This window comes from Sphingomonas sp. Leaf22, assembly GCF_001421715.1.
In the GTDB taxonomy this organism is placed as follows: Bacteria; Pseudomonadota; Alphaproteobacteria; order Sphingomonadales; family Sphingomonadaceae; genus Sphingomonas.
In genome coordinates, this window is sequence record NZ_LMKP01000001.1 from 112,616 (window position 1) to 136,324 (window position 23,709).

Here is a 23,709-nt window from a genome sequence, read left to right on the forward strand (position 1 = left end):
TCGCGCGACGATGCCAGTTATGTGCTACGATAGGCCCGGTTCAGGCAAGCGCCTGTCCCATGCGGCGGATCGCGACGACCTTTTCGTGGAACGGTGTCCAGTCGTCGCGTTCGGCGATGGCGGCCCAGATCGCCTCGACCTCGCCGATCAGCATCGAACACGGCGTGCCGTCGGACCAATAGGAATGGCTGCGGTCGCGGCGCGGACGATACTCCGACAGCCGCGCGCGGACTTCCTCGAACGTGGTCCAGTCGTCGCCTTCGGGAAGCCAGCTGCCGAACGCTTCGAAAAAGAAATCGTCGATCGGCATGTGCGAGGTGGCGAGCGCCGCCTTTACCGCATCGGCGAGCGCGCGGTCGCTGGCGGGATCACGGGGCCGGACGCCCAGCCGCCACAGCAGCGCTTCGGCTGCCGCCGTCGTATGACGTTCGGGGAAGGTTTCCAGCACCTCGATCAGCGGCGGTGCGTCGACCACCGTGCGCAGCGCCACCGCCAGTTGCATGACGTTCCAGTGCATCGCGTCGGGCTGACGGCCAAAGGCGTAGAGGCCGTGATGGTCGAAATAAGCGGCGGTGAAGCCCGCGTCCCAGGTCGGGGCGAACCGCCACGGACCATAGTCGAAGCTCTCACCGGTGACGTTGATGTTGTCGGTGTTGAGCACGCCGTGCACGAACCCGGCCGCCATGAACCGCGCGGCGAGTGTGGCGACCCGACCGACGACTTCGTCGAACAGGTCGATCGCCGGCGTGCCGCCCGGTGTGCGACGATGCAGGCGGGTCAGGACATAGTCGACCAGCCGATGCATCGCCTCGGCGTCGCGTTCGTACGCCAGCCGCTGGAACGTGCCGATGCGGACATGGCTGTGGTTCAGCCGCACCAGCACCGCCGAACGGGTCGGCGACGGTTCGTCGCCGCGGACCAGCTCCTCGCCGGTCTCGATCAGCGAGAAGCTGCGCGAGGTGGGGACGTTGAGCGCCCCCAGCATCTCGGTCGCCAGCACTTCGCGCACGCCCCCTTTCAGCGTCAGACGCCCGTCGCCGAACCGGCTATACGGCGTCTGGCCCGACCCCTTGGTACCGAGGTCGAGCAGACGGTCGCGGTGGTCGGTCGCCTGCGCGAACAGGAAGCCGCGTCCGTCGCCGATATCGGGGTTGTACGACTGAAACTGGTGGCCGTGATAGCGCAGCGCCAGCGGTTGCGGGATGCTGCCGGGCAGGGGGGTGAAGCGGCCGAAATGGTCGAGCCATGCTTCGTCGGTCAGGGGCAGGGTGTCGGCGGTGCCGTCGCCCGACCCGATCCCGATCTGCGCCGCCGCGTCGTCGTTGCGAAAGCGCAGGATGTGCGTCGGGAACGAGGCCGGGGCCACGGCGTCGTAGAACGGATCGCCGAGACCCATAATATCGGTGCGGGGGCGATAGCGAGCGGGTTGCGGGTTTTCGGCCATGCGGCGATATGGGGGGCGATGGCGCTATCCGACAAGCAACGCTTCACCGATGGCTATTGGTGGTCGAACGACGGCCTCCGGCTGCATTATCGCGACTATGGCGGACCGGCCGATCGACCGGCGATCCTGTGCCTGCACGGGCTGACCCGCAATGCGCGCGACTGGGAGGATGTCGCCGACCGGCTGGCGGGCGAATGGCGGTTGATCGTGCCCGAGATGCGCGGGCGCGGCGAGAGCGGCTATGCCCGCGATCCGATGACCTATGTGCCGCTCGTCTATCTGCAGGATGTCGAGGCGCTGCTGAACCAGCTGGAATTGCCGCAGGTCGTCGCGTTCGGCACCTCGCTGGGCGGTATCCTGACGATGCTGCTGGCCGCGACCGATCGGGACCGGATCGCGGCGGCGCTGCTGAACGATGTCGGGCCGGAACTCGATCCGGTCGGGCTGGGGCGCATCCGCGGCTATGTCGGCCGGCAGGTCAGCCATCCGACGTGGATGCACGCGGCGCGCGCGGTCGCGGAGAATAACGGCGACGTCTATCCGGGGTATGAGGTGCAGGACTGGCTGCACATGGCCAAGCGGGTACACCGGCTGAATTCGGCGGGCCGCATCCTCCTCGACTATGACATGAAGATCGCCGAGCCGTTCCGCGTGCCGGGCAACGAGGCGGGGCCGGACATGTGGCGCGCCTATGCGGCATTGGCGGGCAAGCCGGTGTCGATCGTTCGCGGCGAATTGTCCGATATCCTGCCCGCACAGGTCGGTGCGGCGATGGCCGAGCGGATCGATAGCGCCGACCTGACGACGGTCGCGCGGGTCGGCCATGCCCCGACGCTGACCGAACCGGCGGCAGCGGCGGCGATCGACCGGTTGCTGGCGCGGGTGGCGGGGGCGTGACCGCGCCGGTCCGCATTCTCCACCTCCATTCCTCCTTCGCCTATGGCGGCAAGGAGGCGCGGGCGGTGCGGCTGATGCACGCGTGGGGATCGAACGCGGTCCACACGATCGTATCGGGCGTACCCGAGCGGACCGAGGCGCAGGCGGCGATCGGCAACCACATCCGCTATGAGATCGCGCAGAACCCGCCGCCGCTGACCGGCAAGCCATCGGTCGCGCGGTTCGAGGCGATCGCGAAGTTCATGCGCCGCTTCGATCTGGTGCTGACCTATAACTGGGGCGCGATCGACGGGGTGATGGCGAAGCGCGTGTTCGCCAAGGGCGCGCCGCCGGTGATCCATCACGAGGACGGCTTCAACGAGGACGAGGCGACCCGGCTGAACCCGGTGCGCAACCTGTATCGACGCTTCGCGCTGGGTGCGGCCGATGCGCTGGTCGTGCCGTCGCAGCGGCTGTTGCAGGTTGCGCAGACGGCGTGGAAACAGCCCGAGGGACGACTGCACCTGATCGGCAACGGCGTGCCGGTCGCCCGGTTCGCGCACGGGCCTGCACCCGATGCGATCCCCGGCTTTCGGCGAAAACCGGGTGAGATCGTGATCGGCTGCGTCGCGGGACTGCGCGATGTGAAGGACCTGCCGCTGCTGGTGCGGTCGGTCGGCGGGATTTCGGTCAAGGTACGGCTGGTGATCGTCGGTGAGGGGCCGGAGCGGCAGGCGATCCTCGACTCGGCCGAGGCGATGGGGATCGACGACCGCGTCCACCTGCCCGGCTTTCTGCCCGAGGCGTGGCGCTATATGGGGCTGTTCGACATCTTCGCGCTGTCGTCGAAAAGCGAGCAGCAGCCGATTTCGGTGATGGAGGCGATGGCGGCGGGGCTGCCGATCGTCGCGCCCCCGGTCGGCGATATCGCGCGGATGGTGTCCGAACCGAACCGGCCGTATCTGGGCAACGACCGGATAGAAGTGCATCTGCGCGACCGGTTGCAGTCGCTGGCCGTCGATGCCGCCGCCCGCCAGTGTGTCGGCGAGAGCAACCGCGCCAAGGCCTATGCCGAGTTCGACGAGACGACCATGATCGCGAGCTACAAGGCGCTGTACGAACGCGCGATCGGGCGGCCGGGGGCGTTGGGGTAGCAGCTTGCCAGACCCGGCCCGGCGGCGGGTAACGTGGTTCAGCGGGTGCGGCACCGTGCGATCCACGCAATTTGCTCGCGTTCGGCGTCCGCTGCGATTAATGACGCTCCTATGCGATCGTCGGCCCGTCCGCCCGCACCGAAGTTCCCGCTGGAGGTTATGTTGTTCAAAGGTCTGTCGCCCATCGTCTATAACGGTCGCGAAGTCTGGCCGCTGATCGAAGGGGGCAAGGGCGTTGCCGCGACCAATCACGCATCGGCCGGTGCATGGGCGGCGGCAGGCGGCATCGGCACCGTGTCTGCGGTCAATGCCGACAGCTATGATGCCGAGGGCAAGATCATCCCGCAGGTGTACAAGGCGCTGACCCGCCGCGAACGCCATGAGGAACTGATCGACTATGCGATCGAGGGTGCGGTGCAGCAGGTGCGGCGCGCGTGGGAGATCGCGGGCGGCAACGGCGCGATCAACATCAACGTCCTGTGGGAAATGGGCGGGGCGCAGCGCATCCTGCACGGTGTGCTGGAGCGGACGCGCGGGCTGGTGTCGGGCGTCACCTGCGGCGCGGGCATGCCGTACAAGCTGTCCGAGATCACCGCGTCCTACGGCGTCAGCTATCTGCCGATCGTGTCGTCGGGCCGTGCGTTCCGGGCGCTTTGGAAGCGTGCCTATTCGAAGGCGGCGGAGTGGCTGGCGGCGGTGGTGTATGAGGACCCGTGGCTGGCCGGCGGGCATAACGGCCTGTCGAACGCCGAGAACCCGCTGGAGCCGCAGGACCCCTATCCCCGCGTGAAGGAATTGCGCGCGACGATGCGCGAGGGCGGCATTTCCGACGACGTGCCGATCGTGATGGCCGGCGGCGTGTGGTATCTGCGCGACTGGAACGAGTGGATCGACAATCCCGAGCTGGGCAAGATCGCGTTCCAGTTCGGCACCCGCCCGCTGCTGACGCAGGAAAGCCCGATCCCGCCCGAGTGGAAGGCGAAGCTGATGGAGATCGAGCGGGGCGAGGTGCTGTTGCACCGGTTCAGCCCGACCGGCTTCTATTCGTCGGCGGTCCGCAACCCGTTCCTCCGCAGCCTCGAAGCGCGGTCGGAGCGGCAGATCGCCTTTTCGACGCAGGAGGCGGGCGACCATGTCTTCCAGCTCGACGTCGGGGTGAAGGGCAGGAATTTCTGGGTGACGCAGGGCGATCTGCTCCGCGCGCGCGAATGGTTCGGGCTGGGCTTCACCGATGCGCTCAAGACGCCGGACAATACGCTGGTGTTCGTGACGCCCGAGGAGAAGGGCGTCATTCGCAAGGATCAGGCGGATTGCATGGGCTGCCTGTCGCAGTGCAGCTTTTCGAGCTGGGCCGATAGCGAGACCAATTCGACCGGGCGACTGGCCGATCCGCGCAGCTTCTGTATCCAGAAGACGTTGCAGGACATCGCCCATGGCGGGCCGACCGACCGGAACCTGATGTTCGCCGGCCATGCCGCGTATAATTTCAAGCGTGACCCCTTCTATTCGAACGGCTTCGTGCCGAGCGTGAAACAGCTGGTCGACCGCATCCTCACCGGCGATTGATGGCCGGGCTGTCGGTGGCGCATCGCCACGCGATGGCGATGATGGTCGGTGTGTTGCGGGCCGCGACGGCACCGTGGTGGGTCATCGCCGGGGCGTCGGTCGCGCTGCATGCCCGGCGACCGGTCGCGGTCGGCGACATCGATGTTCTGATCGGGATCGAGGATGTCGCGCTGATCCGCGCATTGCCCGGGGTCCGGGTCCGCACGCCGGACGATAACGGCCGGTTCCGTTCGCCCTTCTATGCCGCGCTGGATGTGGCTGGCGTCGAGGTGGAGTGCATGGCTGGCTTTGAACTGTGCCATGCGAACCGGTGGGAGCCGGTCCGGCCTCGATCGCGGGTTTTTGTCGAAGTGGACGAAGGATTGGTGGTACCGGTGCCAGACCGGGCCGAGCTGGTGGCGATGCTCGCGCGGTTCGGACGCGCAAAGGACCTTGCCCGGATCGCGCTGCTGAACGGCTGACCGGAGCGGCGTCGTGCCGCCCCGGTCGTTCCGCATCAATCGTCGACGACGGTCCCGACCACCGCACCACCGACGCCGCCTACGGCCGCGCCCTTTTCGACATTTCCGCCGGTCGCCGCCGCGATGCCGGCACCGCCCGCCGCGCCGATCGCACCGCCGCGCAGCGTCGAACAGGCGGTCAGCGAGCTGCCGGCGGCGAGGGCGAGGGCGATAGTCACGATTTTTTTCATCGGGTTACTCCTGTTTACGCTACGTCCGGGTAATGATTTTGCGTCGCCGGGGTTCCAAACCCGTCCCATTGCAACACAAAGAAACATTACAGGTGCCATTAACCTGCGGCGCGATAGACTATGGCCCATGAAATCCGCGCTGATCGTTCGCCACGTTCCCTATGAAGGCTGTGCCGGATACCGTGCACCGGTAGAGGCGGCGAGATATGCGATCGACCGGATCGACGTGACCGATCCGGCCTTCGCGACCGCCGACCTGACCACGCCCGACCTGTTGATCGTCATGGGCGGGCCGATGGGCGTCTATGACGTCGCCGAGCATCCCTGGATTCCGGGCGAGATCGCGGCGCTGTCGCGGCGGCTGGCAGCGGATCGGCCGACGCTGGGCATCTGTCTAGGCGCGCAGATGATGGCGGCGGCAATGGGGTCCGACGTGTACAAGGGCAGCGGGTGCGAGATCGGCTTCGCGCCGGTCGACCTGACGCCGGACCTCACAAGTCCGCTGCGCCATGTCGCGGGCGTGCCGGTGTTGCACTGGCATGGCGACACGTTCGACCTGCCCGACGGGACCGAGTTGCTGGCGACGACGCCGCGCTATCGGCAGGGGTTCCGGCGGGGGCGCAACCTGCTGGCGCTGCAATTCCATGCCGAGATGGGCGAGGATGCGCGGTTCGAGGCGTGGCTCGATTATCTCGATTGCCCGAACCATCGCGGCAGCCTGACCGAGGAATATCGGACGCTGGGTCCGGCGGCGGTGCGGGCGGGGCAGGCGATGATCGGCGAGTGGCTGGCGGGGCTGGAAGGGTAGGGGCGGTCGCCGGTTTGCGATGTCGTACCGTTCGTTGTCACCCCGGACTTGATCCGGGGTCCCGCTTTCTGCGTCGGAGGAGAAGAAGAAGCGGGACCCCGGATCGAGTCCGGGGTGACGTAAATTTCGATCGGCCGTGCTGTCTTCAGCCGGGTCCCTTCCAGGTCGATTGGGTCGGGAATTTCCGCCAAAGGTCACAAAGGTCACACTTGCACAGCGTTTGCGTGTTGCGGGGAGCGGCGGTGTCAAAGAGCGCGGGTTTGGCAGGGACCGGCGGCGATGTTGGCAGTCAGGGGCTGTGTAGGAAAGTGTCGAGTGGTCCACTCTGGTGGTTAGCTGTCGGTCCTTGTTGGTGATACGCGAGTTCAATGACCGAGCTTTACGAACCTGCCTCCGACTTTTTGAAAGCAGTTGCCGCCGACGAAGTGCCGCTCTCCGGCTCGGCCTTTGCTGATGCGAACATGCAAAAGCTTATCGCGATGACGCGGGACGCTGATGTCTCTAACCGTGATTGGGCGACGATGCTGCTCGCATCAGCGGAAGCAGATACGCCTGAAATACGCGAGGCGTTGCTATCGGCCGCCAACGATGAAAACGATGTCGTTCGAGCAGAAGCGCTGGTCGGTATTGCACAGCGCGACCGAAGGCTGGCGCTGCCGCTCGTACTAAAAGCGTTGTCAGGCGAATGGGTCGGTATGCCCCTTTTCGAGGCCGCCGAAATGGTTGCCGATCCCGCCTTAGTCGATGTCCTACGACCTTGGACTGAGCCGTCAGATGACGAGTGGCTCGACCAGATTGCGCGAAAGGCCCTGACAGCTTGCGAAAAGGGTTCACCAATCTCTGGCTGACGAGGGTCGCTACTGGGCGAAAGCCGCCTTTCGACCATTCGCCCTACCGCAACCCCTCCAACACCTGATCCGGCGGCCGATGCCCGTCGGCCCAGACGCGGATATTGGTAATCACCTTTTCCCCCATCGCCACGCGGCCCTCCAGCGTCGCCGAGCCCATATGCGGGGTCATCACCACATTGGGCAGCGCCAGCAGGCGCGGGTCGATCGCCGGTTCGTGCGCCCATACGTCCAGCCCGGCACCGGCGAGGCGTCCGCCCTCCAGCGCGTCGATCAGCGCCTCTTCGTCGACGATGCCGCCGCGCGAGGCGTTGATGAGATAGGCGTGGCGGCGCAGGCGGGCGATGCGGCGGGCGTCGAGCAGGTTTTCGCTGTCGGCGTTGCGCGGGGTGTGGATCGTCAGCAGGTCGATCACGCCCAGCATCTCGTCGAGATCGGCGTGCCAGATCGCGCCCAGTTCGGCCTCGGCCACCTCGGGCAGGCGGTGGCGGTTGTGGTAATGGATCGACAGGCCGAAGGCGCGCGCGCGCCGTGCGACCGCCTGACCGATGCGGCCCATGCCGATGATGCCCAGCGCCTTGCCGCCGATACGGTGGCCGAGCATCCCGCCGGGGCTCCACCCCTTCCACTCGCCCGACCGGACCAGTTTCTCGCCCTCGGCCAGCCGGCGCGGCACGGCGAGGATCAGCGCCATGACCATGTCGGCGGTATCCTCGGTCAGGACGCCCGGCGTGTTGGTGACGATGATCCGGCGCGCGCGGGCGGCCTTCAGGTCGATATGGTTCACGCCCGCGCCGTAATTGGCGATCAGGCGCAGGCGATCGGGCGCGGCGTCGATCAGCGCGGCGTCGATCACGTCGGTGACGGCGGGAACCAGCACGTCGCAATCGGCCATCGCGGCGGCCAGTTCGTCGCGGGTAAAGGCATGGTCGTCGGGGCTGAACACCGTGTCGAACAGCGTCGCCATCCGCCCCTCGGTCGCCGCCGGCAGACGCCGCGTCACCTGGACTCGCGGATGGCGGGGCGGGGGAGCGGATACGGTCATGGGTACCGGATTGGCGACTGGGCGAACCTGCGTCAACGGCTTGCGGGCACGGTGCGGTTGCCGATAGAGGCGGGGTTCGGATAAAAGGGGACGATAACATGCGCTTCGCAAGGCGATCGATCGCGGTCGCGCCGATGCTGGTGGTGCTGGCGACCGGATCGGCGGAGGCGCAGCGCCGCAAGCCGCCTTATTATGCGTCGATCGCGGCGGGCGAGGCACGGATGCGCAGCGGTCCCGGCAAGAATTACCCGACGCAATGGGTGTATCGCCGGGCCGACCTGCCGATCAAGGTCGTCGACGTCTATCAGGACTGGCGCCGGGTCGAGGACCCCGATGGCACGCGCGGCTGGTTGCAGGTCGGGTTGCTAAGCGACCGCCGCACCGCCTTTGTCGGGCGCGAGGTGATCGAACTGCGCGCATCGCCGCAATCGGGTGCGGCGGTGGTGTGGCGCGCGGCCCCGGGCGTGGTCGGGCGGCTGTCGCGGTGCAACGGCGCGTGGTGCTTCTTCGACGTGCGCGGGCGCGGCGGCTATGTCGAGCAGGCGCGGCTGTGGGGCGTCGATCCGGGCGAGGCGATGTAGCGGCCTGACACTCGTCATTCCCGCGCAGGCGGGAATCCATACACGCCGGCGGTCGGGCAGGAAGCGCGACGTCGGCGTCTATAGGCTCCCGCCTTCGCGGGAGCGACGAAGGGAGGGAGCCAAGTCCCACCCGGCCAAACTCCCCCATTTACGTCCGCCCCCGGCCAAGCGATAACCGTTGATACGATCGACGCGGTTGGACCGCAGGACATATGGGGCAATATGGTCAAATGGTTGATGGGTGCGGCGTTGCTGGCAATGGGGCAGGCCGGCATGGCGAGTGAACCGGCGAAGCCGGGCGACCTGACCCTCGAACGGGTCTTTGCCAGCCCCGACCTGAACGGGGCGGCCCCGCAGAATCTGCGCCTGTCGCCCGACGGGAAATATGTGACGCTGCTGCGCAACCGTGCCGATGAACGCGAGCGGTTCGACCTGTGGGCGATGGACACGACCACCCGCGAATGGCGGATGCTGGTCGATTCGAAGAAGGTCGGTACCGGTGCCGCGCTGTCCGAGGCGGAAAAGATGCAGCGCGAGCGCGACCGCTCGCTGACCGGCAAGCGCGGCATCCTCGCCTATGACTGGGCACCCGATGGCAAGTCGATCCTCGTGCCGCTCGACGGCGATCTGTATCTCGCGTCGATCGACGGCAGCGTCCGCCGCCTGACCAATAGCGAGAGCGGCGAGCTGAACCCGGTGGTCAGCCCCGAGGGGCGTTATGTCAGCTTCGTGCGCGACCAGAATCTGGTGACGCTCGACCTGAAGACCGGGCGCGAGACGCCGGTCACGACCGAGGGCAAGGATACCGTTCATTTCGGCGAGGCGGAGTTCGTCGCGCAGGAGGAAATGAACCGCCGCACCGGATATTGGTGGTCGCCCGACGACCGGCTGGTCGCGGTCGAACGCTTCGATGAATCACCGGTCGGCATCGTCACCCGCTCCGCGATCGGGGCGGAGGGCACCAGCATCTATCAGCAGCGTTACCCGAAGGCGGGGACGCCCAACGTGCTGGTCGAGCTCTATGTCATGAAGCCGGACGGGTCGGGCAAGGTGAAGGTCGATCTCGGCCCCGATCCCGACATCTATCTGGCGCGGGTCGACTGGACCCCCGATGGCAAGGCGCTGCTGGTCCAGCGGCAGAACCGGACGCAGACGAAGCTCGACATGCTGCGCGTCGATCCGGCGACGGGGGGGGCGGCGATCCTGTTCACCGAGGAAACCGGGCCGAAGAGCTGGGTCAACCTGTCCGACGCCTATCACCTGATGAAGGATGGCAGCCTGATCTGGTCGTCGGAACGCGACGGCTACGCGCATCTGTACCGCTGGAAGGGCGGCAAATGGGCGCAGCTGACCAGCGGCAAATGGATGGTGTCCGATCTGGCCGGGGTCGATGAGGCGAAGGGCCGCCTCTATTTCCTCGCTAACAAGGACGACGTGCTCGAACGGCAGTTGTACCGCGTCGACCTGAACAAGCCGGGCGTGGTCACGCGGATGACCGAGCCAGGCTGGTCGTACAGCGCGTCGATGGATGGAAAGGCGTCGCGGCTGATCGTGTCGCGCTCCAACCCCGATCAGCCGTCGCAGACCTATCTGGCCGATACCGCCGCCAAGCGGATCGCGTGGATCAACGAAAATGCGCTGACCGGCGATCACCCCTATGCGCCCTATGTCGCCAGCCATCGTCCGACCGAGTTCGGGACGATCAAGGCCGCCGACGGTTCGACGCTGTACTGGAACATGATCACGCCCAGGTTGGAGCCGGGCAAGCGCTATCCGGTGTTCTTCTCGCATTATGGCGGGCCGGGCAGCCAGGTCGTGCGCCGGGCATGGGGCGGGGCGCTGCGCCAGTATCTGGTCGACCGCGGCTGGATCTGGTTCGAGATCGACAATCGCGGATCGCCCGAACGCGGCAAGGCGTTCGAGGACCAGATCCATCAGGCAATGGGCACGGTCGAGGTCGACGACCAGATCGCCGGTGCCGAGTATCTGAAGACGCTGCCGTTCGTCGCGCCGGACAAGATCGCGACCTATGGCTGGTCCTATGGCGGCTATATGACGCTGAAGATGCTCGAAAAGGCACCGGGCGTATTCGCGGCGGGCGTGTCGGGCGCGCCGGTGTCGCGCTGGGAATTGTACGACACCCATTATACCGAACGCTATATGGGCGATCCGCGTACCGTGCCCGACGCCTATGCGGCATCGGCGACGGTGGGTGATGCGGCGAAAATCCGCGATCCGCTGCTGCTGATCCACGGCATGGCCGACGACAACGTCGTGCTCGAACATTCGACGGCGATGATGGCGGCGATGCAGAAATCGGCGACGCCGTTCGAATTGATGCTGTATCCCGGACAGACCCACCGCGTCGGCGGACCGGGAATCAGCGAACATCTGTGGAAGACGATCCTCGACTTCCTCGACCGGCAGGTCGTCGGGAAGTAACCTCCAAATAGCGTATTGACGTTCGACTTTCCCCGCGCCTAGCGTTTCGGCGCAGGGGCTTGGGGGAGTCGGGCGATGGGGGAAGTTGCGGGCGGAATCGCACCGGTCACGGGGCGTGCGCGGATCGAGGTGCTGGACGTCCTGCGGGGTCTGGCGATCCTTGCCATCTATTATATGAACGTGACGATGCAGGCATCGGCGACGACGCTGCTGTTCGCCGACTTCCGCTGGATCGGATGGACGCCGATCGACCGGGTCGCGTGGGGCTTCGTCACGATCTTCCTCGAAGGGACGCAGCGCGGCGTGCTCGAACTGCTGTTCGGGGCGGGCTTCATGGTGCTGACCGCGCGGGCGATGCGGCCCGACGGCCCGGTGGCGGTCGCCGACCTGTTCTATCGCCGGACGCTGTGGCTGTTGTTCTTCGGGCTGGTCAACGTGTTCGTCGTGCTGTGGGTCGGCGATATCCTGACCGTCTATGCGATCGCGTCGCTGTTCCTGTTCCCGTTCCGCCTGTTGGGGCCGAAGGCGCTGGTCGCGCTGGGCAGTCTGATGATGGTGGCCAATCTGGCGATGGGCGGCATGGAGTATGTCGATCGGGTCGCCCTCCAGACGAAGGTCGAGCGGGCGCAGGCGGCACGGATCGCGGCCATACCGGTGGCGAAGGACGATGCCAAGGCGCTGGCCGAATGGAACAAGAAGCTAGAGCGTCGCCGGCCGAACGAGAAAATGGCCAAGGATCTGGTCAAGGAGCGCAAGGCGCATGCCGGCGGCTGGCTGCCCTATGCCAGCTATTACTGGGACGGCTGGATGAAGTTCATGATCGGCAAGGGATTGCTGGTGATGGTCGTCGTCGAGGCGTTCTGCACGATGCTGATCGGGATCGCGCTGTGGAAATGGCGCATCATCCAGGGCGGGCGGACGTCGCGCTTCTATCTCGGGCTGATGCTCGCCACCTATGGCTTCGGCCTGACCGCACGCGCGATCGGGGTGGTCGAATTGATGCCGATGCTGCCCACGGCCAAGACGATCTGGTTCACGCAGGAGGCGGCGCGGATCGCGGTCAGCATCGGCCACGTCGCGGCGGTCAATCTGGCCATGCGATCGGTCGCGGGCACCCGGGTCCTTGCGCCGCTAAAGACGGTCGGGCGGATGGCGTTCTCGGTCTATTTCGTCGAACAGATCATCGGGCTGCACATCCTGTTCGCGCCGTACGGCTTCAACCTGTGGGGCCGCTACGGCCATGCCGGGCAGTTCGCGATCGCGACCGGGGTCATCGTCGTAAGTGCGCTCGCCGCGTTGATCTGGGCACGGTTCTTCGCGATGGGGCCGCTGGAATGGGCGTGGCGCAGTCTCGCCTATTGGCAGCACCAGCCATTCCGCCATCCGCGGGGGGTGCCGGAGGTCCTGCCGGGGCCGACGCTGGCGGCGGCGTGACTTTACAAAAGCTGCGAAAGGGCTATTCCGCGCGCAAGATTTGATCGCGGAGTAAGCAAGTGGGATATCGGGTAGTCGTCGCCGGCGCGACCGGCAATGTCGGTCGCGAAATGCTCAACATCCTGGCGGAGCGCGAATTTCCGATCGACGATCTGGCAGTATTGGCATCGTCGCGCTCGGCCGGCGACATGGCTGATTTCGGCGAGACCGGCAAACAGTACAAGATCCAGAATATCGAGCATTTCGATCCGGCCGGCTGGGACATGGCGTTGTTCGCGATCGGCAGCGAAGCGACCGCCGTCTATGCGCCGAAGTTCGCCGCCGCCGGCTGCACGGTGATCGACAATTCGTCGCTGTACCGCATGGACCCCGACGTGCCGCTGATCGTGCCCGAAGTGAACCCCGAGGCGATCGACGGATATCGCGTCAAGAATATCATCGCGAACCCCAATTGCTCGACCGCGCAGATGGTCGTGGCGCTGAAGCCGATCCACGATGCTGCCAAGATCACGCGCGTCGTCGTCGCCACCTATCAATCGGTGTCGGGCGCGGGCAAGGCGGGCATGGACGAGCTGTTCGAACAGAGCCGCAACATCTTCGTCGGCGACAGTGCGGACCCCAAGAAGTTCACCAAGCAGATCGCATTCAACGTGATCCCGCACATCGACAGCTTCCTCGACGACGGGTCGACCAAGGAAGAGTGGAAGATGGTGGTCGAGACCAAGAAGATCCTCGACCCCAAGATCAAGGTCGTCGCGACCTGTGTCCGCGTGCCCGTGTTCGTCGGTCACAGCGAAGCGATCCACATCGAGATGGAAAACGAGCTGTCGGCCGAAGATGCGCAAAAGATCCTGCGCGAGGCTCCCGGCATCATGCTGGTCGACAAGCGCGAGGACGGCGGATACGCGACGCCGATCGAATGCGTCGGCGACTTCGCGACCTATGTCAGCCGCGTCCGCGAGGATTCGACGGTCGAGAATGGTCTGGCGCTGTGGTGCGTGTCGGACAATCTGCGCAAGGGTGCGGCGCTGAACGCCGTGCAAATCGCTGAATTGCTGGGACGTCGCCATTTGCGCAAGGATTGACGGTACGTTCGCGGACGCAGTTCGGTTCGAAGCACGCGCATGTCCTAAAGGGTCGTTAACCGATCCGCGCTAGGGTTTTCGCATGGATACGGGAACCGTCCGCGACGATGCCTTGCACCGGGGTGCATGGGAAGCGATCTGCCGGTCGCAGGCGGTGATCGAATTCGCGCTCGACGGCACGATCTTATGGGCCAACGACGCGTTCCTCGGCACCATGGGCTATACCCTAAGCGAGGTTCGCGGACGGCATCACCGCATCTTCTGTTCGTTGGCCGACGCCGTATCGCCGGCCTATGCCGCATTCTGGCGCAAGCTGGCGGCGGGAGCGTTCGAGGGCGGACTATACCGCCGGATCGATCGACAGGGTCGCGACGTGTGGTTGCAGGGGACCTATAATCCGGTGCTCGATCCGCAGGGGCGCCCGTCGACGATCGTCAAGATCGGCACCGACATGACACGGCAGATCGTACTGGAACGCGAGGTGCAGGCGCGGCTGGACGAGGGCAACCGCTTCCGCATGGCGCTGGAGGAACAGCGGGAGGCGTTGCAGTCGGCGATGAACCAGTTGGCCGGGATCGTCGCATCGATCGGCGATATCACCGCCCAGACCCGGCTGGTCGCACTGAATGCCGCGATCGAGGCGGCACGGGCAGGCGAGGCGGGTACCGGTTTCGCCGTGGTGGCGCGCGAGGTCAAATCGCTGGCCGACGATATCCGCGCGGCAACCGAACGCGCCGCGACGATGTTGCGCGACCATGGCCGGCCGGTATTGGTGGCTTGAGGGCAAGTGCTAACGCATCAGGCCTTGGGCCGATCGATATTCGTCGACGGTTTTGCGATGTTGCTCCCCTCCCTGGAAGGGAGAGGAGAGATGTGATCGGTTCGTGAACATCGATCGCCTTTAGTACCCCGTGTAGCGTCCCGGCCGGTGCCATGCGATCAGGATGCCGCTGATCGCCGCTGCGCTCAATGCCGACCATGCGACCTGCACCGGTGCCACCACCGCGAACGACGTCGCGAGAATGCCGAGGTCGATCGCGATCTGTGTCCGTCCCGCATTCCAGCCGCGCGTGCGTTGCAGCCACAGCGTCACGACACCGGTTCCGCCGACCCCGGCATCGTGCCGGGCAAGCGCGAGGATGCCCATGCCGATGACGGTACCGCCGGCAATCGCGGCAAAGGCCGGATGCACTTCGACGATCCGGAATCCATAGCGCGCCATCGTGGAGAACAGCGCGATCCCGGCATTGACCGCGATCGTGCGCACCATGAACCGCGTGCCCATCGCCCGTTTGGCGAACAGAAAGAACGGGATGTTGATCAGCGTGAACAGCACGCCGGTCGGCAGCGGCACCAGATACGATACCAGCAACGCGATGCCGGCGATGCCGCCGGTGACCAGACCTGCGGCACGCAGCAACGCCAACCCGAGCGCGATCATCACGCATCCGACGACGATGGCATAGACGTCTTCGGACCGGCTGTGCGGTACGCCGTTGTGGGGCAGGGCGGGGGCGATGGCGTCGATCTCCGGTCAGGCCGGCACCCTCTCCCCATGTTCTTTTATTGCGCGGATATCTATCGCGGATCGGGCGGCAGGTGAAGCGGCTAATTCGGACGTCGACCATGACCGGAACCCGCGCCGGGGCCATGCGGTTGTGAGGTGGCAACGAAAGGATGTCGCATGGCCGAGATCATGTCGGGCGGATGCCAGTGCGGGCGGATCCGCTATACGGTGACGATCCGCGACGATGAAGCCTATCTCTGCCATTGTCGCATGTGCCAGCGCGCGACCGGCGGCGTCTCGATCGCGTTCAAGAACGTGGCCAGGCACGACGTGGCATGGGATCTACAGCCCGATCTATACGCGTCCTCGCCGATCGCCAGGCGCGGTTTCTGTCGCGATTGCGGGACGCCGATCAGCTTCGAATTTCCCGATGGCGACAACATCGATCTGACGATCGGCAGCTTCGACGAACCGGCGCGGTTCCGACCGCACCATCATTTCGGGGTCGAAAGCCGCCATCCGCAATGGCTCGACACACGCGGCCTGCCCGAATATCGCGCGGACGAACATGGCCCCACCGTCGAACGCTGGAAGAACGCACTTGGCACATCCTGAACCTACGACGCATCGCTTCGCCAGTTTCGACGGGGTCGAAATCGCCTGGAGCGAACTGGGCGAGGGGCGGCCGGTCGTGCTGATCCATGGCTATTTCAGCGATGCGCAGACCAACTGGATCAAATACGGCCATGCCGCGAAGATCGCGGCGCTCGGCCGGCGGGTGATCCTGCCCGACCTGCGCGCGCACGGCCTCAGCGCCCGGCCGCAGGACGCCGCCGCCTATCCGCCCGATGCGCTGGCCCGCGACGGCATGGCGCTGATCGAGCATCTCGGGCTGACCGATTATGATCTGGGCGGCTATTCGCTCGGCGCGCGCACGGCGGTGCGGATGGTGACGATGGGCGCGACGCCGGGCAGGCTGGTGCTGAGCGGCATGGGGCTGGAGGGGTTGCTCGATACCGGGCGGCGCGCGGCGCATTTCCGGCGCATCCTGACCAACCTCGGCAGTTTCGAACGCGGGTCGAATGAATGGATGGCGGAGGCGTTCCTAAAGACCACCGGCGGCGATCCGGTGGCGCTGCTCGGCATCCTCGACACCTTCGTCGATACCTCGCGCGAGCAACTGGCGGCGATCAGCAAGCCGGTGCTGGTGCTGGCCGGCGAGGAGGATGACGACAATGGCAGCCACCGCGCGCTCGCCGACCTGCTGCCCGATGCGCGGCTGGTCGAGACGCCGGGGAACCATATGAGCGCGGTGGTGAAGCGCGAACTGGGCGACGCGATCGCGGCGTTTTTAGCGTAATTCCTCCCCGCGAGCGGGGAGGAGTTTACTTCACCGCTTGCTCATATTGCTCGAGCACCCACTCCTCTTCCTGCGCACTGGCGATCCAGTCCTGCATCCATGGATGGTTGATGAGGGTGATGATGTACCCCATCGCAAAGCGCGGGCAGGGCAGCGAATAGGTGACGATCCGTGTCGCGACCGGTGCGAACATGATGTCCGCCGCGCCGAATTCCCCGAACAGGAAGTCGCCGCCGTGTCCGAACCGCGCGCGCGCCTGCGCCCATAGCTCGTAGATGCGCGACAGGTCGGCGGCGACATCGTCGTCGGGCCGGGTCGGGTCATAGACCTGGCGGACGTTCATGCTGTGCTTGCGGCGCAGCGGCGCGAAGCCCGAATGCATTTCCGCCGCCATCGACCGCGCCATCGCGCGCGCAGCGGGATCGGCCGGCCAGAATTTGTCGCCGCCCGATTTCTCGTTCAGATATTCGACGATCGCCAGACTGTCCCACACGACGATCTCGTCGCCGTCCCACAGGATCGGGACCTTGCCCGACGACGGCGCGAACTCGTCACCCTCGCGGCGCTTGTCCCAGTCGGCGTCGTAGAGGGGCACGACGACCTCCTCGAACGGCAGGCCCGACAGCTTGGCCGCCAGCCAGCCGCGCAGCGACCAAGAGGAATAGGCCTTGTTCCCGATGATGAGCTTCAGCATGCGGCCGCTCGTGCCACGTCGCCCTTGGCGTGTCGAGCCATCGGCGGACGCGACGTCAGCCGATCGACTCGATCACCGCTGCGCGCAGTTCGGCGATGCCCATGCCCTTTTCGCTCGACGTCGAGATGACGTCGGGATGCGCGGCAGGACGCTTGCGGACTTCGTCGCCGACCGCTTCGTACACCGCTTCCAGTTCGGTCGCCTTAATCTTGTCGGTCTTGGTCAGGACGATGCGATAGCTGGTCGCTGCCTTGTCGAGCATTTCGAACACGTCGCGGTCAACGTCCTTGATGCCGTGGCGCGAGTCGATCAGCACCAGCGTCCGCTTCAATACCTGCCGCCCACGCAGATAGTCGTTCACCAGATAGCGCCACTTGCGGACCATGTCCTTGGGTGCCTTGGCGAAACCATAGCCGGGCATGTCGACCAGCCGCAATTTCAGCGGCGTGCCGATATCGAAGAAGTTCAGCTCCTGCGTCCGCCCCGGCGTGACCGAGGTCCGCGCCAGCGAAGTGCGGCCGGTCAGCGCGTTGAGCAGCGACGATTTGCCGACGTTCGACCGGCCGGCAAAGGCGATCTCGGGCACGTCGGGGCTGGGCAGATGCTCCAGCGCCGGCGCTGACTTCAGAAACTGGATCGGCCCGGCAAAGATTTTGCGCGCCGCTTCGATCTGGTCGGGATCGAAGCGGTCGTCGCCGGGCGGCGGGGGTGGCAGGTCGTTCACTTCGCGGCCGCCTGTTTCAGGGCCGGATGCCGCGCATAGAGCAGCTGCTGCTGCGCGATGGTCAGCAGGTTCGACGTGATCCAGTAGACCTGCAACCCGACCGCGAACGGGGCCATGATGAACATCAGCACCCAGGGCATCAGGCCGAAGACCTGCTTCTGCATGTCGTCCATCGGGGCGGGGTTCAGCTTGAACTGGAAGTACATCGAGATGCCGAGCAGCACCGGCACGACGCCGATCGCGAGGAAGTGCGGCAGGGTGAAGTCGAGATAGCCGAACAGGTTCAGGATCGTCGCCGGATCGGGAGCCGACAGATCCTTGATCCAGCCGACGAACGGCTGGTGCCGCATCTCGATGGTCAGCAACAGCACCTTGTACAACGCGTAGAAGATCGGAATCTGGATCAGCGTCGGCAGACAGCCGGCGACCGGATTGACCTTTTCCTCCTTGTACAGCTGCATCATCTTTTGCTGCAGCTGCGGCTTGTCGTCCTTGTACCGCTCCTGCAGCGCCTTCAGCTTCGGCTGGATGGCGCGCATCGCCGCCATCGACGCGAACTGGCGCTGGGCGATGGGGAACATCAGACCGCGGATCGTGACCGTCAGCAGGATGATCGCGACGCCGAAATTGCCGACCAGACGGAACAGCCAGTCGAGATAGACGAAGATCGGTTCCTCGACGATGCGGAACCAGCCCCAGTCGATCGCGCGCGAGAAATAAGGCACGCCCTGCGCCTCATAGGCGTTGAGCAGCTTGTTCTCCTTGGCACCCGCAAAGAAGCGGACGCTCTGCGTCAGCGCCTGCCCCGGTGCGAGCGTCGCCAGCGTCGGCGAACGATAGTCGGCCTGATGCCGCTGGTCGCCGCCCTTGAGCGTGAGCGTGTGCTGTACGCCCTGATCAGGGATCAGCGCGGTCATCCAGTAATGGTCGGTGAAGCCGATCCAGCCGCCCCTGGTGGCGAATGTCTCGGGCTTTTCGTCGATGTCCTTATAGTTGACGTCGAACTTCACGCCGTTGCCGGCTTCGTAGACCGGGCCGACCTGGATCGTCATCGTATCCTTGTCGACCGGGGCGCCACGGCGGCTGAGCAGGCCATAGGTCGCGACCTGGATCGGTTGCGGCCCGGCATTGGCGACACTCTGGCGGACGGTGAACATATAGCCGTCGTCGACCGAAATCTGCATCTGGTACCGCTGCGTGCCGACCGTGGTCGACAGCGTGACCGGCGTCTGCGGGGTCAGCTTCGTACCGCTGGCGGTCCATAGCGCGTCGGCGGGCGGGGCCGACACGCCGGTGCCGCTCCAGCCGAACTGCGCGAAATAGGCATCGACGGTGCCCGACGGCGACAGCAGCCGGACCGGCGGCGAATTGGCGTCGATCGTTTCCTTGTGCTTCACCAGCACCAGATCGTCGATCCGCCCGCCGCGCAGGTTGATCGATCCGCGCACGGCAGGCGTTTCGATCGGAATGCGCGGGGTTTCGCGCAGCACGAGCGCCCGGTCGCGAATCGCGTTCGCGGTGTCGGCGGCCGGGTCGGTCGCCGGATTGGCGACGGCCTTGCTCTTCCCGTCCTCCAGCTTCGTTACCGGCGGATTGGCAGCCGGAAAGAAGTGGTTGGCGATATACGGCCAGCCGAACAGCACCAGCGCAGCCAGTACCGCGAACAGCAGGAAATTCTTCTGGTCGTTCTTCACGCGAAATCCTCAGGCTCTAAGGCACCGGGTCGTGGCCGTGCCCGCCCCAGGGATGACAGCGCGCGATCCGTTTCGCGGCCAGCCACCCCCCCTTTGCCGCGCCATAGCGGGCAATGGCGGTGATTGCATAGGCCGAACAGGAAGGTTGATAGCGGCAGGACGGCGGCAGGATCAGCGACGGCCCCAATTGCCATGCGCGCGCGACCAGCATCAGCAGGCGCGCGGCGATGCCCGGCCGGAGCGATTCGCCATCACCGGTCACCGCCGTACCTTGCGCAATGCCTTGGTCAGGTCGGCCTTGAGATCGTCGAAAGGGCGTTCGATGCCGCTCGCGCGTCCGATCAGCACATGATCGGCACCGGCGACGCCCATATCGGGCAGCATTTCGGCGGCAAGCGCGCGAAAACGCCGTTTCATCCGGTTGCGGACGACGGCGTTTCCAACCTTCTTCGATACGGTAATGCCGATTCGCATCGCATTCGGCGATTCGGCCAGTTCGTCCGCCCGGCGCTGTCGCACCAGCAGGACGAAGCCGGGCATAGGCGCCCGGCGTCCCGCATTCGCCGCCAGATAATCCCGGCGGCGAAGCATCTTGGTCAGGCCGACAGCTTCTTCCGGCCGCGCGAGCGGCGGGCGCGGATCACGTTGCGGCCGCCCGGCGTCGCCATGCGCGAGCGGAAGCCGTGACGACGGGCCCGTACCAGGTTGCTCGGCTGAAAAGTCCGCTTCATCACTCATTCCCCGGGTATTCAAACTGCTAGAACGTAAAAAGCCGCCAGTGACGGCGGCCGCGTGACGAGCCCCTTAGCGATGCACCGCCTTCAAGTCAACGGAGGTCGGGATGGTCTCCGCGCGCAGCCGCCGCCGCTTGGCACTGGGACGGCGCAGCGCCCGGTCCGACATCGCGCGCAGTCGCGGGAAGCGGCGCATGGTCCGCGCGAAGCGGCGGCGCGCCCGGCGCGAGTTGCGCAGGATCAGCGCCAGCCCGGCGGCGAAGGTGAAGATCCCGACCGGTCCCGGCAGCACCGCGACGACCGGCGTCGCGAGGATCAGCAAGGCACCGAGCGCCAGGAGGAGGATCTGCATGATAGGTTGCCATGCCACCCGTGTGTTGCCGGTTCAAGACGCCTGCGATGCGCGGTCGCTTGACCGGGCCGACCTGATGCGGGACACGACCGGACACGGGGAACAGGGGCATTCATGGTCGCGATCGTATCGACGGCGGCGTATCTCGGGCTGGAGGCGCGGCGGGTGGAGGTGCAGGTGCAATTGGCACCGGGCGTCCCCGCATTCGTCGTGGTCGGACTGGCCGACAAGGCGGTGGGCGAAAGCCGCGAACGGGTGCGCGCCGCGATCGCCGCGATCGGGCTGGCGCTGCCGCCCAAACGCATCACGGTCAATCTGTCGCCGGCGGACCTGCCCAAGGAAGGATCGCATTACGACCTGCCGATCGCGCTGGGCCTGTTGGCGGCGATGGGCGTGGTGGATGCCGAGGGGCTGGCCGATCATGTCGTCGTCGGCGAACTGAGCCTCGACGGGCGGATCGCCGGATCGCCCGGCGTCCTGCTGGCGGCGATGCTGGCAAGCGGCGAGGGGCGTTCGCTGATCTGCCCGGCCGAACAGGGGGCAGAGGCGGCATGGGCCGGCACGCCGGTCATCGCGGCACCCGATCTGCTGTCGCTGCTCAATCATATGAAGGGCGAGCAACTGCTCGGCAATCCGCAGCCCGGCGGCGCGGAGGATGAATGGAGCGGCAACGACCTGCGCCAGGTCAAGGGGCAGGAGACGGCCAAGCGGGCGCTGGAGATCGCGGCCGCGGGTGGTCACAACCTGCTGATGGTCGGACCGCCGGGCGCGGGCAAGTCACTGCTCGCGTCGTGCCTGCCGGGGATCCTGCCGCCGCTCGATGCCGCCGAGGCGCTGGAAGTGTCGATGGTCGCGTCGGTCGCGGGGTCGCTGACCGGCGGGCGGATGACGCGGGTGCGGCCATTCCGAACGCCGCACCACTCGGCGTCGATGGCGGCGCTGACCGGGGGCGGGCTGCGGGTGAAGCCGGGGGAGATCAGCATGGCGCATCTGGGCGTGCTGTTCCTCGACGAACTGCCCGAGTTTCAGCGCGCGGTGCTCGATTCGCTGCGCCAGCCGCTCGAGACCGGGCAGGTCAGCGTCGCGCGGGCCAATGCGCATGTGACTTTTCCGGCGCGGGTACAGCTGATCGCGGCGATGAACCCGTGCCGTTGCGGGCATCTGGGCGATCCGGCGCTCGCCTGTGCGCGGGCGCCGCGCTGTGCCGCCGATTATCAGGCGAAGGTATCGGGGCCGCTGCTCGACCGGATCGATCTGGCGATCGAAATGGCGGCGGTCAGTGCGGCCGATCTGGTCCTGCCGCCGCCAGCCGAAGGATCGGCGGAGGTCGCGGCGCGGGTGGCACGGGCGCGGGCGGTACAGCGCGAACGCTATGCCGCGACCAGCGTGCGGACCAATGCCGAGGCGGACGGCAGCGTGCTGGAACAGGCAGCGGTGCTCGACGTGTCGGCGCGGGCATTGCTGGCGCAGGCGGCGGAAACGATGCGGCTGTCGGCGCGCGGGTTTCACCGCGTGCTGCGGGTCAGCCGGACGATCGCCGATCTGGCGGAGGCGGACGGCGTCGGTCGGGCACATGTCGCGGAAGCGCTGAGTTACCGGCGGCGGGCACCGGTCAATTGAAGCATTGCCATTGGCGCGGCGAACCGCAACGATGACGATATCGTGCGACGATGACGGGGAGATGGACGATGTATTGGATGACGCTGCCGCTTCGGCGTTACGCGGATTTTGCGGGGCGGTCCCGGCGGCTCGAATACTGGATGTTCTCGCTCGGCTATCTGATCGCCGCGATCCTGATCGGCGTCATTGCGGCGATGTCCGGTGCCTTCAGCTATGACAGCAACTTCACGCCGGCGAACGGGTTGCCGGCGCTGTGGCTGATACTGTTAGGACTGATGGGGCTTGCCCTGATCGTCCCGTCGATCGCGGTGCAGGTGCGGCGATTCCACGATCAAAACCGGACCGGGTGGTTGGTGCTGCTCAGCTTCATTCCCTATGTCGGCGGACTGATCGTGCTGATCTTCATGTGCCTGCCCGGAACGCCGGGGCCGAACCGCTATGGTCCCGATCCCAAGGACCCCCATGGCAGCAACGACGTCGACGTGTTTTCCTGACGGTTGCAGGCGCTGTCGGCTTGCGCTAACGGACCGCTGCGTGCCCCTGTGGTGAAATTGGTAGACGCGTCCGACTCAAAATCGGATTCCGAGAGGAGTGCTGGTTCGAGCCCGGCCAGGGGCACCAATTTCGCGGATGCCGGGTGCCCCGCCCGGCACCGACCGACGATCTGCCAGGATATGGTCGTCATGAACGAAGATGATGCATCGTCCGCCGAACGACCGCGCCGTCACAGCGTGATCCTGAACGCGCGGATCGAAACCCGCGGTCAGGTCGTCGAATGTCGTGTCCGCAACCTGTCCGAAACGGGCACCTGCATCGACAATCTCGCCGATCTCGCCGCCGGCGACCGGGTATTGGTCACCATGGGTACCGTCCACCATGTCGAGGCGACCGTACGCTGGGTCGAAAACGGGCGCGCCGGGCTGCATTTCGAGGGGGCGACCGTCGATATCGCCGCCGCCCGTCGTCCGCGCGGAACGGTGGTGCCGGCGTCGCGTACGGTCGCGGGCTGGCTCGACAATATCCACAGCCCCTATCGGCGCGGCGAGTAGC

27 protein-coding genes and 1 tRNA gene are annotated in these 23,709 nt (G+C 66.1%); 17 read left to right on the top strand and 11 right to left on the bottom strand.

The window, feature by feature from the left end:
- Positions 1-40: 40 nt before the first annotated feature.
- Positions 41-1,444: a protein adenylyltransferase SelO family protein gene (locus ASE70_RS00505; RefSeq protein WP_056500262.1), complete on the bottom strand. Its 1,404-nt coding sequence runs from the start codon at positions 1,442-1,444 to the stop codon at positions 41-43.
- A gap of 18 nt (positions 1,445-1,462) precedes the next feature.
- Here ASE70_RS00505 and ASE70_RS00510 point away from each other — a divergent pair, with 18 nt between their 5' ends.
- From ASE70_RS00510 to ASE70_RS00525, 4 genes are all read left to right on the top strand, one after another.
- Complete coding sequence (locus tag ASE70_RS00510; protein WP_056403148.1) at positions 1,463-2,341, top strand: alpha/beta fold hydrolase; 879 nt, start codon at positions 1,463-1,465, stop codon at positions 2,339-2,341.
- Positions 2,338-3,474, top strand: a complete 1,137-nt coding sequence (locus ASE70_RS00515; RefSeq protein ID WP_056500265.1) for a glycosyltransferase — start codon at positions 2,338-2,340, stop codon at positions 3,472-3,474. The genes ASE70_RS00510 and ASE70_RS00515 overlap by 4 nt, the downstream gene beginning before the upstream one ends.
- A gap of 162 nt (positions 3,475-3,636) precedes the next feature.
- On the top strand, positions 3,637-5,040 hold the full coding sequence (locus ASE70_RS00520; RefSeq protein ID WP_056500789.1) for an NAD(P)H-dependent flavin oxidoreductase: 1,404 nt from the start codon (positions 3,637-3,639) through the stop codon (positions 5,038-5,040).
- A complete protein-coding gene (locus ASE70_RS00525) occupies positions 5,040-5,501 on the top strand; it encodes a hypothetical protein (protein ID WP_056500267.1) in 462 nt (153 codons plus the stop codon). Before ASE70_RS00520 ends, ASE70_RS00525 begins: the two co-directional genes overlap by 1 nt.
- Before the next feature lie 35 nt (positions 5,502-5,536).
- On the opposite strand, the gene ASE70_RS00530 is transcribed toward ASE70_RS00525, so the two are convergent.
- Positions 5,537-5,731, bottom strand: a complete 195-nt coding sequence (locus tag ASE70_RS00530; RefSeq protein ID WP_056500272.1) for a hypothetical protein — start codon at positions 5,729-5,731, stop codon at positions 5,537-5,539.
- Positions 5,732-5,858: 127 nt separating this feature from the next.
- On the opposite strand from ASE70_RS00530, the gene ASE70_RS00535 reads away from it, so the two are divergent.
- Both ASE70_RS00535 and ASE70_RS00540 read left to right on the top strand, forming a co-directional pair.
- Complete coding sequence (locus ASE70_RS00535; protein WP_056500275.1) at positions 5,859-6,539, top strand: glutamine amidotransferase-related protein; 681 nt, start codon at positions 5,859-5,861, stop codon at positions 6,537-6,539.
- Between the two features lie 368 nt (positions 6,540-6,907).
- On the top strand, positions 6,908-7,387 hold the full coding sequence (locus ASE70_RS00540; protein WP_056500280.1) for a hypothetical protein: 480 nt from the start codon (positions 6,908-6,910) through the stop codon (positions 7,385-7,387).
- A gap of 43 nt (positions 7,388-7,430) precedes the next feature.
- On the opposite strand, the gene ASE70_RS00545 is transcribed toward ASE70_RS00540, so the two are convergent.
- Positions 7,431-8,432 carry a 2-hydroxyacid dehydrogenase gene (locus ASE70_RS00545; RefSeq protein ID WP_056500283.1) on the bottom strand — a complete coding sequence of 334 codons (1,002 nt, stop codon included), beginning with the start codon at positions 8,430-8,432 and terminating at the stop codon, positions 7,431-7,433.
- Positions 8,433-8,530: 98 nt separating this feature from the next.
- Between ASE70_RS00545 and ASE70_RS00550 the strand changes: the two genes are divergently transcribed.
- The 5 genes from ASE70_RS00550 to ASE70_RS20940 all read left to right on the top strand — a co-directional run bounded on the left by ASE70_RS00550 (position 8,531) and on the right by ASE70_RS20940 (position 14,755).
- A complete protein-coding gene (locus ASE70_RS00550; protein ID WP_056500287.1) occupies positions 8,531-9,013 on the top strand; it encodes an SH3 domain-containing protein in 483 nt (160 codons plus the stop codon).
- Between the two features lie 222 nt (positions 9,014-9,235).
- Positions 9,236-11,455, top strand: a complete 2,220-nt coding sequence (locus ASE70_RS00555; protein ID WP_056500291.1) for a S9 family peptidase — start codon at positions 9,236-9,238, stop codon at positions 11,453-11,455.
- Positions 11,456-11,530: 75 nt separating this feature from the next.
- A complete protein-coding gene (locus ASE70_RS00560; protein ID WP_056500293.1) occupies positions 11,531-12,889 on the top strand; it encodes a DUF418 domain-containing protein in 1,359 nt (452 codons plus the stop codon).
- A gap of 59 nt (positions 12,890-12,948) precedes the next feature.
- Positions 12,949-13,974 (top strand): aspartate-semialdehyde dehydrogenase, encoded by a 1,026-nt coding sequence (locus tag ASE70_RS00565; protein ID WP_056403186.1) that lies wholly within the window; start codon positions 12,949-12,951, stop codon positions 13,972-13,974.
- Positions 13,975-14,056: 82 nt separating this feature from the next.
- The gene (locus tag ASE70_RS20940) at positions 14,057-14,755 is read left to right on the top strand and encodes a methyl-accepting chemotaxis protein (protein WP_056500295.1); all 699 of its coding nucleotides are present in this window, start codon (positions 14,057-14,059) and stop codon (positions 14,753-14,755) included.
- A 120-nt stretch (positions 14,756-14,875) separates the two neighbouring features.
- Here ASE70_RS20940 and ASE70_RS00575 read toward each other — a convergent pair whose 3' ends face one another.
- Positions 14,876-15,415 carry a YitT family protein gene (locus ASE70_RS00575; protein WP_082439084.1) on the bottom strand — a complete coding sequence of 180 codons (540 nt, stop codon included), beginning with the start codon at positions 15,413-15,415 and terminating at the stop codon, positions 14,876-14,878.
- A gap of 243 nt (positions 15,416-15,658) precedes the next feature.
- Here ASE70_RS00575 and ASE70_RS00580 point away from each other — a divergent pair, with 243 nt between their 5' ends.
- Together ASE70_RS00580 and ASE70_RS00585 are read left to right on the top strand one after the other, a co-directional pair.
- Complete coding sequence (locus tag ASE70_RS00580; protein WP_056500297.1) at positions 15,659-16,096, top strand: GFA family protein; 438 nt, start codon at positions 15,659-15,661, stop codon at positions 16,094-16,096.
- Positions 16,083-16,841: an alpha/beta fold hydrolase gene (locus ASE70_RS00585; RefSeq protein ID WP_235519497.1), complete on the top strand. Its 759-nt coding sequence runs from the start codon at positions 16,083-16,085 to the stop codon at positions 16,839-16,841. Before ASE70_RS00580 ends, ASE70_RS00585 begins: the two co-directional genes overlap by 14 nt.
- 25 nt (positions 16,842-16,866) lie before the next feature.
- On the opposite strand, the gene ASE70_RS00590 is transcribed toward ASE70_RS00585, so the two are convergent.
- The 7 genes from ASE70_RS00590 to ASE70_RS00615 form a co-directional block, all read right to left on the bottom strand.
- Complete coding sequence (locus ASE70_RS00590) at positions 16,867-17,535, bottom strand: glutathione S-transferase family protein (RefSeq protein WP_056403200.1); 669 nt, start codon at positions 17,533-17,535, stop codon at positions 16,867-16,869.
- A 55-nt stretch (positions 17,536-17,590) separates the two neighbouring features.
- Positions 17,591-18,259 (bottom strand): ribosome biogenesis GTP-binding protein YihA/YsxC, encoded by a 669-nt coding sequence (yihA, locus tag ASE70_RS00595; protein ID WP_055995385.1) that lies wholly within the window; start codon positions 18,257-18,259, stop codon positions 17,591-17,593.
- Positions 18,256-19,953 (bottom strand): membrane protein insertase YidC, encoded by a 1,698-nt coding sequence (gene yidC / locus ASE70_RS00600; RefSeq protein ID WP_056500305.1) that lies wholly within the window; start codon positions 19,951-19,953, stop codon positions 18,256-18,258. Before yidC ends, yihA begins: the two co-directional genes overlap by 4 nt.
- Before the next feature lie 16 nt (positions 19,954-19,969).
- Positions 19,970-20,182 (bottom strand): membrane protein insertion efficiency factor YidD, encoded by a 213-nt coding sequence (gene yidD, locus ASE70_RS00605; protein ID WP_056403487.1) that lies wholly within the window; start codon positions 20,180-20,182, stop codon positions 19,970-19,972.
- A gap of 29 nt (positions 20,183-20,211) precedes the next feature.
- A complete protein-coding gene (gene rnpA / locus ASE70_RS00610) occupies positions 20,212-20,544 on the bottom strand; it encodes a ribonuclease P protein component (RefSeq protein ID WP_056403208.1) in 333 nt (110 codons plus the stop codon).
- Between the two features lie 5 nt (positions 20,545-20,549).
- Positions 20,550-20,684 carry a 50S ribosomal protein L34 gene (gene rpmH, locus ASE70_RS18995; RefSeq protein WP_055760361.1) on the bottom strand — a complete coding sequence of 45 codons (135 nt, stop codon included), beginning with the start codon at positions 20,682-20,684 and terminating at the stop codon, positions 20,550-20,552.
- Positions 20,685-20,757: 73 nt separating this feature from the next.
- Entirely contained in the window at positions 20,758-21,039 is a 282-nt protein-coding gene (locus ASE70_RS00615) for a hypothetical protein (RefSeq protein WP_056403211.1), read from the bottom strand.
- Positions 21,040-21,153: 114 nt separating this feature from the next.
- Between ASE70_RS00615 and ASE70_RS00620 the strand changes: the two genes are divergently transcribed.
- From ASE70_RS00620 to ASE70_RS00635, 4 genes are all read left to right on the top strand, one after another.
- On the top strand, positions 21,154-22,659 hold the full coding sequence (locus ASE70_RS00620; protein WP_056500311.1) for a YifB family Mg chelatase-like AAA ATPase: 1,506 nt from the start codon (positions 21,154-21,156) through the stop codon (positions 22,657-22,659).
- Between the two features lie 77 nt (positions 22,660-22,736).
- Positions 22,737-23,153, top strand: coding sequence for a DUF805 domain-containing protein (locus ASE70_RS00625; protein ID WP_235519500.1), 417 nt, complete (start codon positions 22,737-22,739; stop codon positions 23,151-23,153).
- A gap of 42 nt (positions 23,154-23,195) precedes the next feature.
- A tRNA-Leu gene (locus tag ASE70_RS00630) sits at positions 23,196-23,280 on the top strand.
- 62 nt (positions 23,281-23,342) lie between these two features.
- Positions 23,343-23,708, top strand: a complete 366-nt coding sequence (locus tag ASE70_RS00635) for a PilZ domain-containing protein (RefSeq protein ID WP_162235902.1) — start codon at positions 23,343-23,345, stop codon at positions 23,706-23,708.
- Position 23,709 lies beyond the last annotated feature (1 nt).

Excerpts from the sequence above, each read along its gene's own strand:
- ASE70_RS00505 (WP_056500262.1), bottom strand. The coding sequence starts at position 1,444 with ATGGCCGAAAACCCGCAACCCGCTCGCTATCGCCCCCGCACCGATATT.
- ASE70_RS00510 (WP_056403148.1), top strand. The coding sequence starts at position 1,463 with ATGGCGCTATCCGACAAGCAACGCTTCACCGATGGCTATTGGTGGTCG.
- ASE70_RS00525 (WP_056500267.1), top strand. The coding sequence starts at position 5,040 with ATGGCCGGGCTGTCGGTGGCGCATCGCCACGCGATGGCGATGATGGTC.
- ASE70_RS00530 (WP_056500272.1), bottom strand. The coding sequence starts at position 5,731 with ATGAAAAAAATCGTGACTATCGCCCTCGCCCTCGCCGCCGGCAGCTCG.
- ASE70_RS00535 (WP_056500275.1), top strand. The coding sequence starts at position 5,859 with ATGAAATCCGCGCTGATCGTTCGCCACGTTCCCTATGAAGGCTGTGCC.
- ASE70_RS00540 (WP_056500280.1), top strand. The coding sequence starts at position 6,908 with ATGACCGAGCTTTACGAACCTGCCTCCGACTTTTTGAAAGCAGTTGCC.
- ASE70_RS00545 (WP_056500283.1), bottom strand. The coding sequence starts at position 8,432 with ATGACCGTATCCGCTCCCCCGCCCCGCCATCCGCGAGTCCAGGTGACG.
- ASE70_RS00550 (WP_056500287.1), top strand. The coding sequence starts at position 8,531 with ATGCGCTTCGCAAGGCGATCGATCGCGGTCGCGCCGATGCTGGTGGTG.
- ASE70_RS00555 (WP_056500291.1), top strand. The coding sequence starts at position 9,236 with ATGGTCAAATGGTTGATGGGTGCGGCGTTGCTGGCAATGGGGCAGGCC.
- ASE70_RS00560 (WP_056500293.1), top strand. The coding sequence starts at position 11,531 with ATGGGGGAAGTTGCGGGCGGAATCGCACCGGTCACGGGGCGTGCGCGG.
- ASE70_RS20940 (WP_056500295.1), top strand. The coding sequence starts at position 14,057 with ATGGATACGGGAACCGTCCGCGACGATGCCTTGCACCGGGGTGCATGG.
- ASE70_RS00575 (WP_082439084.1), bottom strand. The coding sequence starts at position 15,415 with ATGATCGCGCTCGGGTTGGCGTTGCTGCGTGCCGCAGGTCTGGTCACC.
- ASE70_RS00580 (WP_056500297.1), top strand. The coding sequence starts at position 15,659 with ATGGCCGAGATCATGTCGGGCGGATGCCAGTGCGGGCGGATCCGCTAT.
- ASE70_RS00590 (WP_056403200.1), bottom strand. The coding sequence starts at position 17,535 with ATGCTGAAGCTCATCATCGGGAACAAGGCCTATTCCTCTTGGTCGCTG.
- rnpA (WP_056403208.1), bottom strand. The coding sequence starts at position 20,544 with ATGCTTCGCCGCCGGGATTATCTGGCGGCGAATGCGGGACGCCGGGCG.
- rpmH (WP_055760361.1), bottom strand. The coding sequence starts at position 20,684 with ATGAAGCGGACTTTTCAGCCGAGCAACCTGGTACGGGCCCGTCGTCAC.
- ASE70_RS00615 (WP_056403211.1), bottom strand. The coding sequence starts at position 21,039 with ATGCAGATCCTCCTCCTGGCGCTCGGTGCCTTGCTGATCCTCGCGACG.
- ASE70_RS00620 (WP_056500311.1), top strand. The coding sequence starts at position 21,154 with ATGGTCGCGATCGTATCGACGGCGGCGTATCTCGGGCTGGAGGCGCGG.
- ASE70_RS00625 (WP_235519500.1), top strand. The coding sequence starts at position 22,737 with ATGACGCTGCCGCTTCGGCGTTACGCGGATTTTGCGGGGCGGTCCCGG.
- ASE70_RS00635 (WP_162235902.1), top strand. The coding sequence starts at position 23,343 with ATGAACGAAGATGATGCATCGTCCGCCGAACGACCGCGCCGTCACAGC.